Raw genomic sequence first — 16,520 nt, 5'->3', positions numbered from 1 at the left:
GTGAAACGAATCACGGCATGGCATAGGGTAGTTGCTACGGGAAACTACCTCCGCACCATCTGAAGATCCAGCTGTTGAGAAGCGGGCATGTCCAAGCAAACCTCATTTTTCACCTCCGTCGGCCGCCTGTACCCCCATGTGCGGCCCATCATCCCCCGACTACTTATGGGCCTCATCTGCGCCCTGCTCGCGAGCATTGTCGCCTTGACCATCCCGCAAGTGCTGCGGGTACTCGTCAACAACTCCCTGCAGCCGGGCGGTTCCACGGACGCAGTCTGGATTGCCGCCGTCGTGATCCTTGGCTTGGGTATTGCCGAAGCCGGGCTGGTGGCGCTGCGCCGCCAATTCGTCATCAACCCGGCCACCACTGTTGAGACCAGGATGCGCGTGACACTGTACGGGCACCTCCAGGAGCTCACAGTCGCATTCCACGATCGCTGGGGTTCGGGCCAGCTCCTTTCGCGGGCCATGACGGATCTCAGCTTCCTTCGCCGCTGGATGGCGTTCGGTGCGATCATGCTGGTGGTCACGACGTTGACGGTGATTATAGGCGTCGGCGTCATGTTCTCGATGAGCTGGCAGCTCGCCCTGATCTTCCTCGCCGCTGCTGTGCCGATCATGATCAATTCCTTCCGCTTCCGCCGCCGCTTCAGCTTGGTGGCACGCCTCAGCCAGGACCAGGCAGGCGACCTCGCCACCACAGTTGAAGAATCCGTCCACGGCATCCGCGTGCTTAAAGCGTTCGGCCGCAGCCGGGAAGCGCTGGAGAACTTCAACGGCCAAGCCGAGGAACTGCGCCAGACCGAGATCGCTAAGGCCAAGCAGCAAGCGGGGTTCACCCTGGTGGTTACGTTGCTGCCGGAGCTTGCCCTGGGCGTCGGACTGGTGGTCGGCATCATGCTGGCGGCCAGCGGGCAGCTGAGCATTGGCTCACTGGTGGCGTTCTTCGCAACCGCCGCTGTGGTGGCAACGCCGGTGGAATTCTCCGGGATGCTGCTGGCCATGGCACTGACGGCCAAGACTGCGCTGGATCGCCATTTCGAGGTCATGGATACCGAAAACACCATCACCTCCCCGGACATAGCCGTGGTGCCGGAAGCCGTCAAGGGCGCCCTCCGGTTTGAGCATGCGGGTTTCGGGTTCGACGACGGTGGCAGCCTGCTGCACGATGTCACCCTTGATATCCGCCCGGGTGAGACCATGGCCCTGGTGGGGATCACAGGCAGCGGAAAGAGTGCACTGCTCCAGCTGGTCCCGCGCTTGTACGACGTGACCGAGGGCGCCGTAACCATCGACGGGGTGGACGTGCGTGATTACGACATCGACGAGCTCCGACGGATCGTTGCGGTCGCTTTCGAGGACACCACGTTGTTTTCGAGCTCCGTACGTGACAACGTCCTCCTTGGCGCCCCGGATCCCAGTAATGCCGCTCTGGACGAGGCCTTGGACGTTGCCCAGGCGCAGTTCGCCTACTCTTTGCCGGACGGTGTGGACACGCTGATCGGCGAGGAAGGGCTGAGCTTGTCAGGCGGCCAGCGCCAGCGCATTGCCTTGGCCCGGGCCATCGCCGCAAAACCCAAAGTGTTGGTCCTGGATGACCCCCTTTCCGCGCTCGACGTGAATACCGAGGAACGCGTGGAAGCCCGTTTGCGCGACGTCCTCAGCGACACTACGACGTTGATCGTCGCCCACCGACCTTCCACAGTGGCCCTGGCTGACCGGGTCGCCTTGCTCGAAAACGGAACCATTACCGCCGTCGGGACCCACACGGAACTGTTGGCCGAAAATGACCATTACCGGTACGTCATCGCCAGCCTTGACGCCGGTCCAAAGGATCTGGACAGCGAACTGGACGAGCTCGAAGAAGCTGAGGAGGCCCGCCGGTGAGCGCCACAACATTTGGAACCGCCAACGAGGACAACACGCACCTCACCAAAGCGGACAGCAAAGCCGTACGACGCCGGTCCCTCGCCTTGCTTGCCTCGCTGATCCGCCCGGTACGGTTGCGTTTCTGGATGACGATCGTGATGGTGGTGGTCTCGCAACTCACCCGCGTGGCCGGGCCTGCCCTGATCGCTTTCGGGATCGACCATGCGCTGCCGGCATTGCAGTCCGGCGACAACGGCCCACTGGTTCTGGCCGGTTCGCTGTATTTGGCAGCGGCGATTGCGACGGCTGGAATGACGGCACTGTATGTCACCTCCACTGCCAGGCTGAGCCAGGCGATGCTCCTCGATCTTCGGCTTCGAGTGTTCCGGCACACCCAGCGGTTGAGCTTGGAATTCCACGAGAAATACACCTCGGGACGCATCATCGCCCGGCAGACCTCCGACCTCGAGGCGCTGCGGGAACTGCTGGATTCCGGTGTCAGCTCCCTCGCGTCCGGCATGCTGTTCATGGTCTTCACGGCTGTCACTGTTTTTGCCTTGGACTGGCGCAGTGGCCTGATCATGCTTGCAGCCGGGGTCCCCATGTTCTTCCTGGCCCGCTGGTACCAGAAGCACTCACAAATAGCTTTCCGCGAATCACGGGTGGTTTCAGCACGGCTGATCGTGCATTTCGTGGAAACCATGACCGGCATCCGTGCCGTAAAGGCCTTCCGCAAGGAGCGCGAGAACGCCGCCCAGTACGGCCAACTGGCTGAGGACTACCGCAAGAACACCGTCCGGTCCATCAACCTCAACGGCATTTTCCAGCCCGGCCTGGTATTGATCGGCAACGTCTGCGTCGCCGTCGTCCTGCTCTTCGGCGGCTTCCGGGTGCTGAGCGGTGACCTCGCCGTCGGCGTCCTGCTGGCCTTGATCCTGTCCACCAAGCGCTTCTTCCAGCCGGTGGACCAGATGGCCATGTTCTACAACTCGTTCCAGAGTGCCCAGGCGGCGCTGGAAAAGGTGTCCGGCCTCCTCGAGGAAATTCCTACCGTCCGGCCGCCGAAGAACCCCGTGCCATTGAAAAGTCCGCGCGGCGAGATCGATTTCAACGAGGTGGAGTTCGGCTATAACGACGGCAGCATTGTTGTCCCGCGCCTGGACCTGCATATCCCCGCCGGACAGACCGTGGCCCTGGTGGGGCAGACCGGTGCCGGAAAGTCCACTTTGGCCAAGCTCGTGGCGCGCTTCTACGACGTCACGTCGGGAGCGATCACCCTGGATGGTGTCGATTTGCGGGACCTCGCCACCACCGATCTCCGCCGTGCCGTGGTGATGGTCACCCAGGAGGCTTTCCTGTTCAGCGGATCGGTGGCCGACAACATCGCTTTGGGTCGGCCCGAAGCATCCCGTGCTGAAATCGAAGCCGCCGCCGCAGCGGTGGGGGCGCACGAGTTCATCATGAGCCTCCCCGAAGGCTACGACACTGACGTCAACAAGCGTGGTGGACGCGTGTCGTCAGGCCAGCGCCAACTCATTGGCTTTGCCCGCGCCTTCCTGGCGGCACCCGCCGTGCTGATCCTGGACGAGGCAACGTCTTCCTTGGACATCCCCTCGGAACGCATGGTCCAGCAAGGGCTGTCCAACTTGTTGGACGGAGTGGCCGGTGGCAGAGGAGCCCGTACAGCCATCATCATCGCCCACCGACTCTCCACCGTGGAAACAGCCGACCGGGTCCTGGTGGTGCACGACGGGCGAATTGTGGAAGACGGAACACCCGCCGAACTGATCAGCGGCGGTGGCCGGTTCGCCCAACTGCACGGGGCTTGGCGGGACTCGCTGGTGTAGCCCTTCTTGCTTGGATGCTGTGAGGAGCGACACCCGGTCCTCGATTTCGCATCACGGGGCTATTCAGCTATCCTTGAACAGTTGCTTTCGCAGCGGATCGGGATGTAGCGCAGCTTGGTAGCGCGCTTCGTTCGGGACGAAGAGGTCGCAGGTTCAAATCCTGTCATCCCGACCAAACACGAAAATGGCGTCGAGAAATCGGCGCCATTTTTGTTTGCCCAAATGAGGGCAAGAAGAAACCCCCGGGGCCTCGCTCGTCACGCCCCGGGGGTTTCTTCACTACACTGGATTTACATAGGATCCGGCCAGTTGCCAATGGACATCGGCGTGTACGTGGTATCCGCTGACTTAGTTGGCGCCGCCACGCGCATGGGATCGGGCCAGTTGCCGATAGCACTTACCGTGCTGGAGTCTCCTGCCGAAGCAGCGGAGACGACTGCGGGAGCCGCGACTGCCAGCGACAGCGCGCCTGCCAAAGCCGCTGAAGCGATGATTTTCTTGAACATGGTATTTCCCCAATGCGAGTCGGATTCGTTACGGAAATTGCGTGGTCCCTGTTGACATACATTGTAAAATGTTTTCCACAGAGACTGTCAAGGTTTTGGTCAAAAGACACCTGTAGGAGGAACCCCGTGGGAAACGGATTCGGCGAGAAGCTACGTGCCGAACGGCTCGAACGTGGGTTAACGCAGGCCGAGCTCGGCAAAAACCTGTATTCGCCCAGCTACATTTCGCTGTTGGAGACTGGACGCCGGGAACCCACTGCCGAGGTCATCGAAGAGCTGGCCCGGCGGCTGGAACTTGCTCCCAAAGCCCTTGAAGCGTGGAGCCAGCCCGTCTCCGTGAGCGACGCGGAATATGTCCTGGCCGGTCTCTACGCCCGGCAGGCATGGGACCTCCGCGACTACCAACTCGCAGCCAGCCACGCCGCCACCGCAGCGCAGATCGCCCTTGAAGCCAAGAACAACAGCGCCTGGTGGAACATGACCTACATGCAGGCCGAGTGCGTGATGAAGCAAGGCCACCTCAAGGAATGCCAGCAGATTGTTGAGCACCTCCTGGAACACCCCATGGCCACGGAGTCGGCAGGCCTGGGAGTGCGTGCATGGCAGATGCTTGCCGCTGTGTGCCACGGACAAGGTCAGCTGGCCACCGCCGTCGAGCATGCCAAGCAAGCGGTCAAGCTGTGTGAGCAGCTGCCCAAGGGCTCAACTCTCATCATTGGTGCGCACCGCGCGCTGATCGGTGCCCTCGCAGAGAGCGGCAAGCTGGACGAGGCATGGACGTACTGCCTGGCCATGATTGAGCACATGGACGAGCACTCCATGTCGCAGCTTGCCGGCGAGGTCGCGTGGGTTGTGGGCAACGTAGCGTTCATGCGCCACGACTATGTGGAAGGCATCAAGCACCACGAACGCGCAGCCAAGCTCCTCTCCCCCGCCAACGACATCGAGCTGTGGGCCCGGTTCAATAAGGCTTCGGCCGCGGTGCGGTTGTCCTCCGGGATTGTGGAGCCGGAAACACTGTCCGCCATCGAGCGTGCGGAGCTGGCCCTGTCCATCGTGGGCGGCAACAAGACAGACCAGCTCGAAGTGGCTTTCATCAGGGCCCGCTGGCTCTACCTGACCGGCGACATCCTCGCTGCGGTGGAGAAACTGCGCGAAATTTACGCCGACCGCAAAGTCCTGGCCCGGCACACTGCAGGCGAGGTTTCGCTGCTGCTGGGCAAGTCCCTGAAAGCCGCAGGCGAAACCACCGAGGCACTGCATTACCTGGAAGAGGCCCAGCACGACTTCAGTGCCGCCGGAGCCTCGGATCGGGTTCAGCAGGCCATGGATGCGGTGCTGGAGATCCGGCTCGCCGAGCGCCGCGCCGCTGCAACACACCCGGAACATTCTCAGGCCTGATCAACCAAAAAACCAGGGGACAACACACGCTCTACTGCATATTCAGTAGAGCAGGTGCTGTCCCCCAGTTGGGTGGGCTACGCGAAGGTGCGGCCCGTGAGCTTTTCGTAGGCCTCGACGTAGCGGGCGCGGGTGCGCTCAACAACGTCGGCGGGCAACGCCGGCGGCGGGGTGTCCGAGGACTTGTCCCAGCCCGACTCCGCCGAGGTCAACCAGTCTCGGACGTACTGCTTGTCATACGACGGCTGGGACTGGCCCGGCGCGTACGTGGATGCATCCCAGAAACGTGAAGAGTCCGGGGTGAGGACCTCGTCACCCAACGTGATCACGCCGGTGGCAGCGTCGATCCCGAACTCCACCTTGGTATCGGCAAGGATGATGCCGCGTTCGCGTGCGATCTCCTCGGCACGGGTGTAGATCTTCAGCGTGAGCTCGCTCAGGCGGGCGGCGATGTCGTCACCCACCATGGCCACGACGTCGTCGTAGGTGATGTTTTCGTCGTGCTCGCCCACCTCGGCCTTGGCCGAGGGCGTGAACAGCGCCTTCTCCAAGCGCGAGCCGTCAACCAGGCCTTCGGGCAGCGGGATGTCACACACCGTGCCGGATGCCTTGTACTCGGCCAGCCCTGAACCTGTCAGGTACCCGCGGGCGATGCACTCCACGGGGAACATGTCCAGCTTCTTGCAGATCATGGCACGGCCTTCAACCTCGGCCGGGACGCCGCCCTCAACGGTGGAAGCGAGGACGTGGTGCTCGACGTCCAGCTGGTCGAACCACCACAGGCTCAGCTGGGTCAGAACACGGCCCTTGTCCGGGATCTCGCTGCTCAGCACGTGGTCGTAAGCACTGATGCGGTCGCTGGCGACCACCAGGACGCATTCCTGGCCCACTTTTTCGGTGATGGACTCGTCGGCCGGGACGTAGAGGTCACGGACCTTGCCGGAGTAGACGTGCGTCCAACCAGGAAGCTGCGGGGCCTCGGTTTCCAGGCCGCCTGTGGGAAGGGAATCAGTCATGTCAGGCCTTCACTTTCGGGATGGTTCCAGTGCCCGCGAAGGGAACCCGGATTTCGCCGCGGGCGGCCTTGCCTCCGATGTCCGTACGGAACTGCGAGCCTTCAAGCTGAACCAGCTCCACGCCGTCGTAAGCTTTTTCGCGGGCTTCCACCAGATCGGAACCGAGCGCCACAACGGCCAAGACGCGGCCGCCAGCGGAAACCACCTTGCCCTCATCATCCAGCTTGGTTCCGGCGTGGACCACGTGGACGCCATCCAATTCGTCAACCTTCTTCAGGCCACGGATCCGGTCACCCGTGCGGGGCGCGTCCGGATAGTTCTCGGCAGCAACGACGACGGCGACTGCCGTGTCCTTGGACCAGCGCAGCTCTTCGGCGGTGTCCAGTTCGCCCTTGGCAGCTGCCAGCAGCAGCGCGCCGAGCGGGGTCTTGAGGCGGGCCAGGACCGCCTGGGTTTCAGGGTCGCCGAAACGCACGTTGAATTCGATGACGCGGGTGCCACGGGAGGTCAGGGCGAGGCCGCAGTACAACACGCCGATGAAGGGCGTGCCGCGGCGGGCCATCTCGTCCACGGTGGGCTGCGCCACGCGGTCGATGACTTCCTGGACCAGGCCCTCGGGCGCCCACTCAAGCGGGGTGTACGCACCCATGCCGCCGGTGTTGGGGCCTTCGTCGTTGTCGAAGATTCGCTTGAAGTCCTGCGCCGGGGACAACGGAACGGTGGTGCGGCCGTCGCACAGGACGAACAGGGAAACTTCGGGGCCGTCAAGGAATTCCTCGATGACCACGGTTCCACCGGCGTCGAAGCACGCCTGGGCGTGTGCCAGTGCTTCGTCGCGGTCGTTGGTGACAACCACACCCTTGCCGGCAGCCAGTCCGTCGTCCTTGACCACATGCGGCGCACCGAAAGTGTCCAGGGCGTCCGCGGCTTCTTCTGCGGTGGTGGCAACGCGGGCCATGGCCGTGGGAACGTTGGCTTCGGCCATGATCTGCTTGGCGAAAGCCTTGGAGGCCTCCAGCTGGGCCGCTTCCTTGCTGGGACCGAACACCGGAATCCCGGCCTCACGGACAGCGTCGGAAACACCGGCAGCCAGCGGCGCCTCGGGTCCTACGACTACCAGGTCCACGCCCAGCTTGGTGGCGAGGGCAGACACGGCTTCCGGGTTGTTCCCGTCGATCGCGTGGGTGGGAACGAGTTTGCTGATGCCCGCGTTGCCCGGGGCCGCGTGGACCTCCGAAACGTTGGGGTCTTCAAGCAGAGAGCGGACAATGGCGTGTTCGCGGCCGCCTGGGCCAATGACGAGTACCTTCACGGCTTCAAGGGTACTTTGTGAAGGGCGAGCATCCTAAGCTGTGTCACGCACCGGACCCCGAGAGAACCCCAGTAACCACGGCGCCCCATAGACTTACTGCATGCCAATGAGTTCGCACGAAACCTTCAACGTAGACTCCGCAGTGGAACTGGCAGTGATCGAACGCAGCGGCTTCATCGAGTCCCGGCATGTTGGTGCTGCCGTGGTCCTGGCCGGTGATGGTTCCGTAGTGACCCGGCTGGGTGACATTGATGCCCCCGTTTTCGCCCGCTCCACCCTCAAACCTTTCCAGGCGTTGGCTTCCATGCAGTCCGGCGTCCCGCTGCGTGGCGCGCAGGTGGCCGTGGCGTGCGGTAGCCACACCGGCTCCCTGGAACACATGGATGTGGTGGAAGGGATGCTCAAGGCCGCCGGCGTCCGCGAGGAAAACCTGCACTGCCCCACGGCGTGGCCGCAGGATGAGACGGCCCGTAACTGGCTGGTACGGTCCGAGCGGGGCCAATCCAAGCTCGCTTTCAATTGCTCCGGCAAGCACGCAGCCTTCCTGTGGGCTTGCACCGAGAACGGCTGGGACCTCCGCAGCTACCTCGAACCGAACCACCCGCTGCAGCAGCGCGTTCGTTCCGTCATAGAGGAATACAGCGAAGAGACGATCTCCCATCTGGGCATCGATGGGTGCGGCGCGCCGGTAGCAGCGCTGTCGCTCACCGGTCTTGCGCGCGCCTACTCCAAGCTGGCCAAGTCGCCCGGCGACTCCTCTTCCAACGCCCGTGCAGCCACCATCGCCACGTCCATGCTGGATTACCCCTGGGCCGTTCAAGGCAAGGGCGAGTCCAACACGGTGGTCATGGAGGAACTGGAAGTCCTGGCGAAGATTGGCGCCGAGGGCGTCCTTGTCCTGGCAACGCCCACCGGCGCCACTGTGGCGGTCAAGGTTCTGGACGGCAATCTCCGTGCCACCACCCTGGTTGGGCTGACGCTGCTTGCCGTCAGCGGTGCAGTTGACATCCCCGCGGTTTCCAACGTCCTGGAACGCGTAGTGGAGCCGGTGCTCGGCGGCGGACGTGCGGTAGGCAGGATCCGCCTGGGCCATGCCGTCTCCGCACTGCTCGACTAAACCCGCACAGGATAAGGAATACCCATGGCTGTTGCACGACGCCGAGTCAACATCGAAGAAGGCCGCGCCGCCCTGGCAACCTGGCAAACCGCCGTCGAACGTTCCGAAACCGCCGGTGGGACAACCGCCGACGCCGGGACGCCGACGCCGCGCACGTTGATTGCGACGGCGGTCCGCTACTCGCTGGAGGAAGTCACCGCCCGCGCGCCCGGCAATTCGGTGGAGGTCCGGGTGCCGCCGTTCGGCGTGACCCAGTGCGTTGAAGGGCCCCGCCACACGCGAGGCACTCCCCCGAACGTCATTGAGTGCGACGCCGACACCTGGCTTTCGCTGGTGACGGGCCGGATCTCGTGGGCGGATGCGGTGTCGTCACACAAAGTGACAGCCTCGGGTTTGCGGGCCGACCTATCCGGCTTGCTGCCCCTTTAAACAGGTGATGCCCTCCGGAGCTTTCCGGAGGGCATCACCATTCACGTCAGTCGGGGCAGATCGGGTCCTGTGATTTGCCCGGCTTGCTCATCTCGAATTGCGGGATCTCATCGGAGGTGGGGCCGCCACGGAATTTCGGAGACGGGTTCTGGCCGCTGCTGATGCGTTCCAGTTCCTGTTGCTCAAAGACATCTTCCTTGCCGAGCATGATGGCGGTGTCCTCATTGGTGATCTCACCGTTGAACGCGCGGACCATGACGCTGCGGTCGAATTGGCCCTCCCATTTGGCGACGACGAACGTTGCCACACAGTTGCCGAGGAGGTTCACGACGACGCGCATGGAGTCCATGAGGCGGTCGGCGCCGAGGAGGAGTGCCACACCGGCGACCGGGAAGATGCCCAAGGCTGCAGCGGTTGCCGAAAGTGCCAGGAAGGATGAGCCCGGGACACCTGCCATTCCCTTGGAGGTCAGGAGCAGCACGCCAAGGGCAGCCAACTGCTGGCCGAGGTCCAGGTTGTGACCGAAAGCCTGGGCCAGGAACAGCAGTGAGATCGAAAGGTAGATCGCGGCGCCGTCGAGGTTGAAAGAGTAGCCCGTGGGAACGACCAAACCGGTGGTGGCCCGGGAGCACCCGGCGTTGGTCAGCTTGGTCATGATGCGCGGCATCACGGCTTCCGTTGAGGCGGTGCCGAGGGCCAGCAGGAACTCTTCGCGGGTGTACTTGAGGAACTGCCACAGTGGAACCCGGGCGAAGCCCCACGCCACCAGGAACAGCAAGCCAATGAAGATGATGGCCGCTCCGTAGCAGGAGGCGATCAACAGGGCGTAGGTCCCAAGCGTCCCCACACCGTACTGGCCGATGATGAAGGCCATGGCACCAAAGGCACCGATCGGGGCGACCCTCATGATCCAGGACATGATCTTGAAGATCAGCTCCAGGACAGTCTCCATGAGGCTGATGACCGGCAGGCAACGTTCCCGGCCGATGACGACGATTGCAGCGCCGAAGAAGACGGAGAAGAACAGGACCTGCAGCAGGCTGTTGCTGGCGAAGGCACCGATGACGCTTGAAGGAATGACGTCCAGGATGAAGGCGGCCGCGTCCTTGGGGACCGCGTGGCCGGTCTTCGCGTCGAGCGCCTCCTGGGAAAGCGTTGAGGGATCGATGTTCAGCCCGGCACCCGGCTGGACGATGTTTCCTACGATGAGCCCGAAAACGAGGGCGAAAAGCGTGGCACCGGTGAAGTACAGGAGCGCCTTGACCCCAACCCTTCCGACCGCCTTGACGTCGCCCACTGCCGAGATGCCCGTGACGATCACGAGGAAAATCAGCGGGGCAATGATCATTTTGATGAGTTGAATGAATCCATCACCCAGTGGCCGGAGGGCGGACCCGATATTCGGCCAAAAATGACCGATGAGCACACCTGCGACGACGGCGATCAGAATTTGAAAAAAGAGCGACTGATACAGCCGCTTTTTCTTCTGCGGGGCCGAACTCGCCTTCAGCGCCGCGGAGTCTGGGATCTTCATTGATCTGAACCAATCAGTTTGGGAACAGCCCCTCGTTTTGGGGGGATGTTTTCAATGTAAGCCGGGTCACATCATTCCGCAAGGGGAAAATGAGTTTCCATATTATGGAAGTCACAATCGGTTGGAAGGCCGCGGACGGGCGTCCCTAACTCGCTAGCCGCGGCCCACGAACGGCATGCCGGCAGCCGTGACCACCAGGGATCCAACACTGGCCGACGCCGGCATGTTGGCCATCATCAGCACGGCACGGGCTGCGTCGTCCACCGGGAACATCGGTTCCACCTTGCGGCTACCGTCGGCCTGCAGGGCACCGGAGCCCACGCCGATGGTGTCCATGATTTCGGTCCGGGTATTGCCGATGTCGATCTGCCCGCACGTAATGCCAAAAGCCCTCCCATCGAGCTCAATGCTCTTGGTGAGGCCGGTCATCGCGTGCTTGGTGACCGTGTAGGCAACGGACCGCGGCCTGGGCGAATGGGCCGAGATGGACCCGTTGTTGATGATCCGCCCGCCTTGGGGTTCCTGGGCCTTCATGGTGCGTACCGCTTCAGCCGCGCACAGCATGGAACCGGTGACATTGACCCTCAGGGTCGCTTCCCATTCGTCCACGTCGATCTCGCCGACGTCGCCCGCAGGACCAAAGATACCGGCGTTGTTGAACAGCACATCAACCCGGCCCCAGCGCTGGCGAACCGCCGCGAAAAGGCGGGCGACGTCGTCGGGCACTGTCACGTCACACGGAACCGCAAGCGCGTGCGGATGATCGCCCGCAGTCTCAAGAAGCTGGGCCTCACGACGGCCGGCCAGCGCCACCCGGTAGCCTTCGGCGAGCATGAGACGGGCGACCGCCCGCCCAATGCCGGAACCCGCCCCGGTAACGACGGCGACCCTTGAGTCTGCGGGCAGGCTGGAGTCAGTCATGTGGTTGCCTTTCGGGAAATACTGTGGGCAGCGTCAGCGTGCGGCTTCTTGCTGGGCTGCTGAATGCTGGGCTGCGGTTATCGGCCAGCCTATGACAGTCTTCGGGCGCGGCGTGGCGTAGGTTCGCACCTTGGACGTGGACAGGCCAAGGCGGACCAGTGACTCGGCGATGGTGACGGCCGAGGCTACGCCATCCACCACGGGAACGCCGGTCCGCTGTCGGATCTGCTCATCCAGCCCCGCCATCCCGCCGCAGCCAAGGACGATGACCTCGGCCTTGTCATTCCGGACGGCCTCTTCGGCCTGGCCAACGATCGCTTCGACGGCCCGCTCGGGGTACTCCTCCAGTTCCAGCACAGCCATGCCGCTGGCCCGGACCGAAGCGCAGCGGGCGTCCAGGCCGGCCAGCTTGAGCCGGTCCTCGATGAGGGGCACCGCGCGGTCAAGGGTGGTGACCACCGAATATTTGTGGCCGAGGAACATCGCCGTACTGGCAGCGGCTTCGGTGATGTCGACGACGGGCACGTCCAGGAGTTCCTGCAGGCCTTCGCGGCCGTGTTCGCCATAGCCGGCCTGGATGACGGCGTCGAAGGGCTCGGGATAGTTGACCACGGCATCCATGACGGCGATCGCTGCAAGGTAGCTTTCGAAGTTTCCTTCGCAGGAATCGGCGCCGAAACGGGGTGTGATGCCGATGATTTCGGTGCCCGGAGCAGCCGCTGCCCGCGCCTGGGCAGCGATGGAGTCTGTCATGGATTGGGTGGTGTTGACGTTTGCGACAAGGATGCGCATGGAAATCCTCTCAACGGCGACGCCCACCCCCGGGCAACTGGAGCGAAGTCCGGTTGTCGGCGAGGGTGGGCTTGGCCTGTGGGGCTGGGTTTACTAGTGGGTGCTGGCGACGGCGATCGGCTCACCGGACACGTCGTCGTGAAGTTGCTTCTTGTCAGCAACGGCAAAGAACGTCAGGGCGCCGACGCCTGCTCCGATGAACCATGCGAACGGTGCAGCTGGTGCAAGTGCCGGGATGAATGCGATGGCAACGGCGATGGCAGCGGCCGGGATCAGGGCGATGATGGCCTTGGGATTCACGCCGCGCTTGTAGAAGTAGGCTCCCTTGGGATCGTCCGTGTACAGCTCGGGAACGTTGACCTTACCCCGGCGAACCAGCCAGTAATCGGCCATGATGACTCCGAACAGCGGGCCGAGCAAGGCGCCAAGTCCGCCCAGGAAGTACACGATCACGATCGGGTTGTTGTAAAGGTTCCAGGGCAGGATGACCAGGCCGATGGTGCCGCTGACCCAGGCTGCCTTACGGAAGTTCAGGTGCCGCGGGAAAAGGTTGGTCAGCGCATACACCGGCGCCACGAAGTTGGCCATCAGGTTCACGGCCACGGTCAGGATGAGCAAGGCCAGGCAAGCCAACACCAGCAGGAGCGTGTTGGGGATGCTCTGGACAATGTCCGATGGGCTTTCGATGACCGTGCCGTTGATCTTGTACTGCCCGCCGGCCATGACCACCACAATGGCGCCGAAGACCAGCATGTTGATGGGGATGCCCCAGAAGTTGCCTTTGACGATCGACTTCCTGGTGGTGGAAGAACGGGTGAAGTCGCAGAAGTTCAGTACGAAGGTTCCGTAAATGGATACCCACAGCGCTCCGCCGGCGAAGATGGTCAACCACATTTCGCCGCCTTCGAGACCCTTGATTCCGGACCACTGGATGGCTCCGCCGGCTTCGACGAAAACCCACACGGCGATCGCGGCCATGGTGACGAGAATGACGGGACCAGCGAACGCCTCGTACTTACGGATCATTTCCATGCCGAAGCTCACGATGACCAGCTGGACGATCCATAGGGCGACGAAGGAGAACCAACCCAAGGTGGAAAGCCCCAGGATGGAGTTGCTGTCCAGGTCCTTCAGGCCCGGTGCCATGGCAACGAGCATGACGCGCAGGACCACGGATGCCAGGTAGGTCTGAATTCCGAACCACGCCACGGCAACGGCGCCGCGGATCAGGCTGGCAATCTGCGCACCCCGGATGCCGAAGCTGATGCGGCTCATGACAGGGAAGGGGACGCCGGTCTTCTGGCCCATGAACCCCGAGAAGTTCAGGAGGGCAAAAAGGAGGACGGCACCAATTCCCAGGGCCACCAGGATCTGCCATCCGCCCAATCCGAGCGAGAAAAGACCAATGGCGAAAGCATAGTTACCCAGGCTGTGGACGTCGTTGGCCCAGAGGGTGAAGATGCTGTAGCTGGTCCACTTGCGGCCCTTGGCCTTTGTGGGGGCCAGGTCGATGTTGTAAAGGCTGGGGCTGATGGTACGGCCTGATGCTTCGGACGCGATTGCACACAATTCTGTATTGCCAACCACACGATGGTTGGGGCCACCCTGCGGTTCGTCCGGAGTCTCAGTGACGCCGACTGATGAAGTCGTCTGCATCGTGGATCTCCACTTCGTACTGCTTCCACATTGCGGAAACTAGTTATTGAATAGTGAAAGCAATCTATGACGCAGGTCACTCGCGGTCAAGGTGCTCCCGGTGTATGCAGGGTCACATTTGGTTGCCTGGCGACAGGATTGCCAGTTGACTGTTGCGGACAGGCGATCCGTGTTGACGCTGCCCATCGGTAGACGTAATCTCGAATTGCAGAATTTTATTCTCACAATACGAAATTCCTTGAGCGCCCCCCACAGAGCAAGCGCCCAGACATTCAATGAAGAGAGGTTGGACGTGGCTGTAGGAGAAGAGACCTCACACATCCTCAGCGGGTTGACTGCCCAGCTGCCTGATCGTGATCCGGAAGAGACTGCGGAGTGGATTGAGTCCCTTGATGCGTTGATCGCCGAGCAGGGTACTGAGCGTGCGCAGTTCATTATGCGTTCGTTGTTGCAGCGTGCTGGTGCCCGGTCGGTGGGTGTGCCGATGGTGACGACCACTGATTATGTGAACACGATCCCGGTGGACCAGGAAGCGCCGTTCCCGGGGAACGAGGAGTTCGAGCGCCGGTATCGGGCGTATATGCGCTGGAACGCTGCGGTGATGGTTCATCGTGCGCAGCGTTCCGATATTGGTGTGGGCGGGCATATTTCCACGTATGCCGGTGCCGCGACCCTGTACGAGGTGGGCTTCAACCACTTCTTCCGCGGCAAGGACCACCCCTCGGGCGGGGACCAGGTGTTCTTCCAGGGTCACGCGTCCCCGGGGATGTACGCGCGGGCGTTCATGGAAGGCCGCCTCAGCGAAGAGGATCTGGACGGGTTCCGTCAGGAGAAGTCCAAGGAAGGGCACGCGTTGTCCTCGTACCCGCACCCGCGCCTGATGCCGGATTTCTGGGAGTTCCCGACCGTGTCGATGGGTATCGGCCCGATGAACGCGATCTACCAGGCCCAGTCCAACCGGTACCTGCAGAACCGTGGGATCAAGGACACCTCGGACCAGCAGGTCTGGGCGTTCCTTGGTGACGGGGAAATGGACGAGCCCGAGTCCCGTGGTTTGTTGCAGCTCGCCGCGAACGAGAACCTGGACAACCTGAACTTCGTGGTCAACTGCAACCTCCAGCGCCTGGACGGTCCCGTGCGCGGTAACGGCAAGATCATGCAGGAACTCGAAGCGTTCTTCCGCGGTGCGGGCTGGAACGTGATCAAGGTCGTCTGGGGCCGGGAGTGGGACTCCCTGCTCGAGGCCGACACCGACGGGGCGTTGGTGAAAATCATGAACGAAACCCCCGATGGTGACTACCAGACCTACAAGGCCGAGTCCGGCGGGTTCGTGCGGGAACACTTCTTCGGGAAGAACCCGGCCACCAAGGACATGGTCGCGGACCTGACCGACGAACAGATCTGGGGCCTCAAACGCGGCGGCCACGACTACCGCAAGGTCTACGCCGCCTATAAGGCAGCGACCGAGTTCAAGGGCAAACCCACCGTGATCCTGGCCAAAACAGTCAAGGGCTACGGACTCGGACCGCACTTCGAGGGCCGCAACGCGACCCACCAAATGAAGAAACTGACCATGGAAGACCTCAAAGCCTTCCGTGACCACCTCCGGATCCCCATCAGCGACGAACAACTCGACGCGGACCTCTACCGGCCCCCGTACTACCACCCCGGCATGGACGCCCCGGAAATCCAATACCTCATGGAACGCCGGGCCGAGCTCGGCGGGTTCGTCCCCGAACGCCGCCGCACCCACACCCCCGTCACCCTCCCGGACCCGAAGTCCTACGACGTGGCCAAACGCGGGTCCGGGAAACAACAAGCCGCGACCACCATGGCCTTCGTGAGGCTCCTCAAAGACCTCATGCGCGACAAAAACTTCGGCGCACGCTTCGTGCCCGTCGTCCCGGACGAATCCCGGACCTTCGGCATGGACGCGTTCTTCCCGACCGCGAAAATCTACAACCCCAAAGGCCAGAACTACCTCTCCGTGGACCGCGACCTCGTCCTGGCCTACAAAGAATCACCCGCCGGACAACTGATCCACCCCGGCATCAACGAAGCCGGAGCCGTCGCAGCGTTCACCGCCGCCGGAACCTCCTACGCCACCCACGGCGAACCCC

At 62.7% G+C, this 16,520-nt stretch carries 13 protein-coding genes and 1 tRNA gene; 7 read left to right on the top strand and 7 right to left on the bottom strand.

What is annotated here, in order from left to right:
• Positions 1 to 87 precede the first annotated feature (87 nt).
• From QRM57_RS08325 to QRM57_RS08315, 3 genes are all read left to right on the top strand, one after another.
• Complete coding sequence (locus tag QRM57_RS08325; protein WP_284986246.1) at positions 88 to 1,887, top strand: ABC transporter ATP-binding protein; 1,800 nt, start codon at positions 88 to 90, stop codon at positions 1,885 to 1,887.
• The gene (locus tag QRM57_RS08320) at positions 1,884 to 3,716 is read left to right on the top strand and encodes an ABC transporter ATP-binding protein (protein WP_284986245.1); all 1,833 of its coding nucleotides are present in this window, start codon (positions 1,884 to 1,886) and stop codon (positions 3,714 to 3,716) included. The genes QRM57_RS08325 and QRM57_RS08320 overlap by 4 nt, the downstream gene beginning before the upstream one ends.
• 98 nt (positions 3,717 to 3,814) lie before the next feature.
• Positions 3,815 to 3,891: transfer RNA gene (locus QRM57_RS08315), tRNA-Pro, on the top strand.
• A gap of 115 nt (positions 3,892 to 4,006) precedes the next feature.
• On the opposite strand, the gene QRM57_RS08310 is transcribed toward QRM57_RS08315, so the two are convergent.
• On the bottom strand, positions 4,007 to 4,222 hold the full coding sequence (locus QRM57_RS08310) for a hypothetical protein (protein WP_211710492.1): 216 nt from the start codon (positions 4,220 to 4,222) through the stop codon (positions 4,007 to 4,009).
• A 126-nt stretch (positions 4,223 to 4,348) separates the two neighbouring features.
• On the opposite strand from QRM57_RS08310, the gene QRM57_RS08305 reads away from it, so the two are divergent.
• The gene (locus QRM57_RS08305) at positions 4,349 to 5,623 is read left to right on the top strand and encodes a helix-turn-helix domain-containing protein (RefSeq protein ID WP_257370949.1); all 1,275 of its coding nucleotides are present in this window, start codon (positions 4,349 to 4,351) and stop codon (positions 5,621 to 5,623) included.
• Positions 5,624 to 5,700: 77 nt separating this feature from the next.
• Here QRM57_RS08305 and QRM57_RS08300 read toward each other — a convergent pair whose 3' ends face one another.
• Positions 5,701 to 6,639 (bottom strand): phosphoribosylaminoimidazolesuccinocarboxamide synthase, encoded by a 939-nt coding sequence (locus QRM57_RS08300; RefSeq protein ID WP_284986244.1) that lies wholly within the window; start codon positions 6,637 to 6,639, stop codon positions 5,701 to 5,703.
• A gap of 1 nt (position 6,640) precedes the next feature.
• Entirely contained in the window at positions 6,641 to 7,951 is a 1,311-nt protein-coding gene (gene purD / locus QRM57_RS08295; protein ID WP_257370951.1) for a phosphoribosylamine--glycine ligase, read from the bottom strand.
• 100 nt (positions 7,952 to 8,051) lie between these two features.
• Here purD and QRM57_RS08290 point away from each other — a divergent pair, with 100 nt between their 5' ends.
• Positions 8,052 to 9,068: an asparaginase gene (locus QRM57_RS08290; RefSeq protein ID WP_235517436.1), complete on the top strand. Its 1,017-nt coding sequence runs from the start codon at positions 8,052 to 8,054 to the stop codon at positions 9,066 to 9,068.
• A gap of 24 nt (positions 9,069 to 9,092) precedes the next feature.
• Positions 9,093 to 9,497, top strand: coding sequence for a sterol carrier family protein (locus tag QRM57_RS08285; RefSeq protein WP_284986243.1), 405 nt, complete (start codon positions 9,093 to 9,095; stop codon positions 9,495 to 9,497).
• Between the two features lie 46 nt (positions 9,498 to 9,543).
• Here QRM57_RS08285 and QRM57_RS08280 read toward each other — a convergent pair whose 3' ends face one another.
• The 4 genes from QRM57_RS08280 to QRM57_RS08265 all read right to left on the bottom strand — a co-directional run bounded on the left by QRM57_RS08280 (position 9,544) and on the right by QRM57_RS08265 (position 14,400).
• Complete coding sequence (locus tag QRM57_RS08280; RefSeq protein WP_257370953.1) at positions 9,544 to 11,031, bottom strand: cation:dicarboxylate symporter family transporter; 1,488 nt, start codon at positions 11,029 to 11,031, stop codon at positions 9,544 to 9,546.
• 153 nt (positions 11,032 to 11,184) lie between these two features.
• On the bottom strand, positions 11,185 to 11,952 hold the full coding sequence (locus QRM57_RS08275; RefSeq protein ID WP_284986242.1) for an SDR family oxidoreductase: 768 nt from the start codon (positions 11,950 to 11,952) through the stop codon (positions 11,185 to 11,187).
• A gap of 33 nt (positions 11,953 to 11,985) precedes the next feature.
• Complete coding sequence (locus QRM57_RS08270) at positions 11,986 to 12,744, bottom strand: aspartate/glutamate racemase family protein (protein WP_284986241.1); 759 nt, start codon at positions 12,742 to 12,744, stop codon at positions 11,986 to 11,988.
• Between the two features lie 93 nt (positions 12,745 to 12,837).
• On the bottom strand, positions 12,838 to 14,400 hold the full coding sequence (locus tag QRM57_RS08265; RefSeq protein ID WP_284986240.1) for an NCS1 family nucleobase:cation symporter-1: 1,563 nt from the start codon (positions 14,398 to 14,400) through the stop codon (positions 12,838 to 12,840).
• 292 nt (positions 14,401 to 14,692) lie between these two features.
• Between QRM57_RS08265 and aceE the strand changes: the two genes are divergently transcribed.
• Positions 14,693 to 16,520, top strand: a 1,828-nt coding sequence (aceE, locus tag QRM57_RS08260; RefSeq protein ID WP_284986239.1) for a pyruvate dehydrogenase (acetyl-transferring), homodimeric type, incomplete at its 3' end; no start/stop codon positions are given.

Source organism: Arthrobacter sp. fls2-241-R2A-172 (assembly GCF_030208885.1).
Taxonomy (GTDB): domain Bacteria; phylum Actinomycetota; class Actinomycetes; order Actinomycetales; family Micrococcaceae; genus Arthrobacter.
This window is presented reverse-complemented; position numbering and strand designations above follow the sequence as displayed.

Excerpts from the sequence above, each read along its gene's own strand:
- QRM57_RS08325 (WP_284986246.1), top strand. The coding sequence starts at position 88 with ATGTCCAAGCAAACCTCATTTTTCACCTCCGTCGGCCGCCTGTACCCC.
- QRM57_RS08310 (WP_211710492.1), bottom strand. The coding sequence starts at position 4,222 with ATGTTCAAGAAAATCATCGCTTCAGCGGCTTTGGCAGGCGCGCTGTCG.
- QRM57_RS08300 (WP_284986244.1), bottom strand. The coding sequence starts at position 6,639 with ATGACTGATTCCCTTCCCACAGGCGGCCTGGAAACCGAGGCCCCGCAG.
- QRM57_RS08290 (WP_235517436.1), top strand. The coding sequence starts at position 8,052 with ATGCCAATGAGTTCGCACGAAACCTTCAACGTAGACTCCGCAGTGGAA.
- QRM57_RS08285 (WP_284986243.1), top strand. The coding sequence starts at position 9,093 with ATGGCTGTTGCACGACGCCGAGTCAACATCGAAGAAGGCCGCGCCGCC.
- QRM57_RS08280 (WP_257370953.1), bottom strand. The coding sequence starts at position 11,031 with ATGAAGATCCCAGACTCCGCGGCGCTGAAGGCGAGTTCGGCCCCGCAG.
- QRM57_RS08275 (WP_284986242.1), bottom strand. The coding sequence starts at position 11,952 with ATGACTGACTCCAGCCTGCCCGCAGACTCAAGGGTCGCCGTCGTTACC.
- QRM57_RS08270 (WP_284986241.1), bottom strand. The coding sequence starts at position 12,744 with ATGCGCATCCTTGTCGCAAACGTCAACACCACCCAATCCATGACAGAC.
- QRM57_RS08265 (WP_284986240.1), bottom strand. The coding sequence starts at position 14,400 with ATGCAGACGACTTCATCAGTCGGCGTCACTGAGACTCCGGACGAACCG.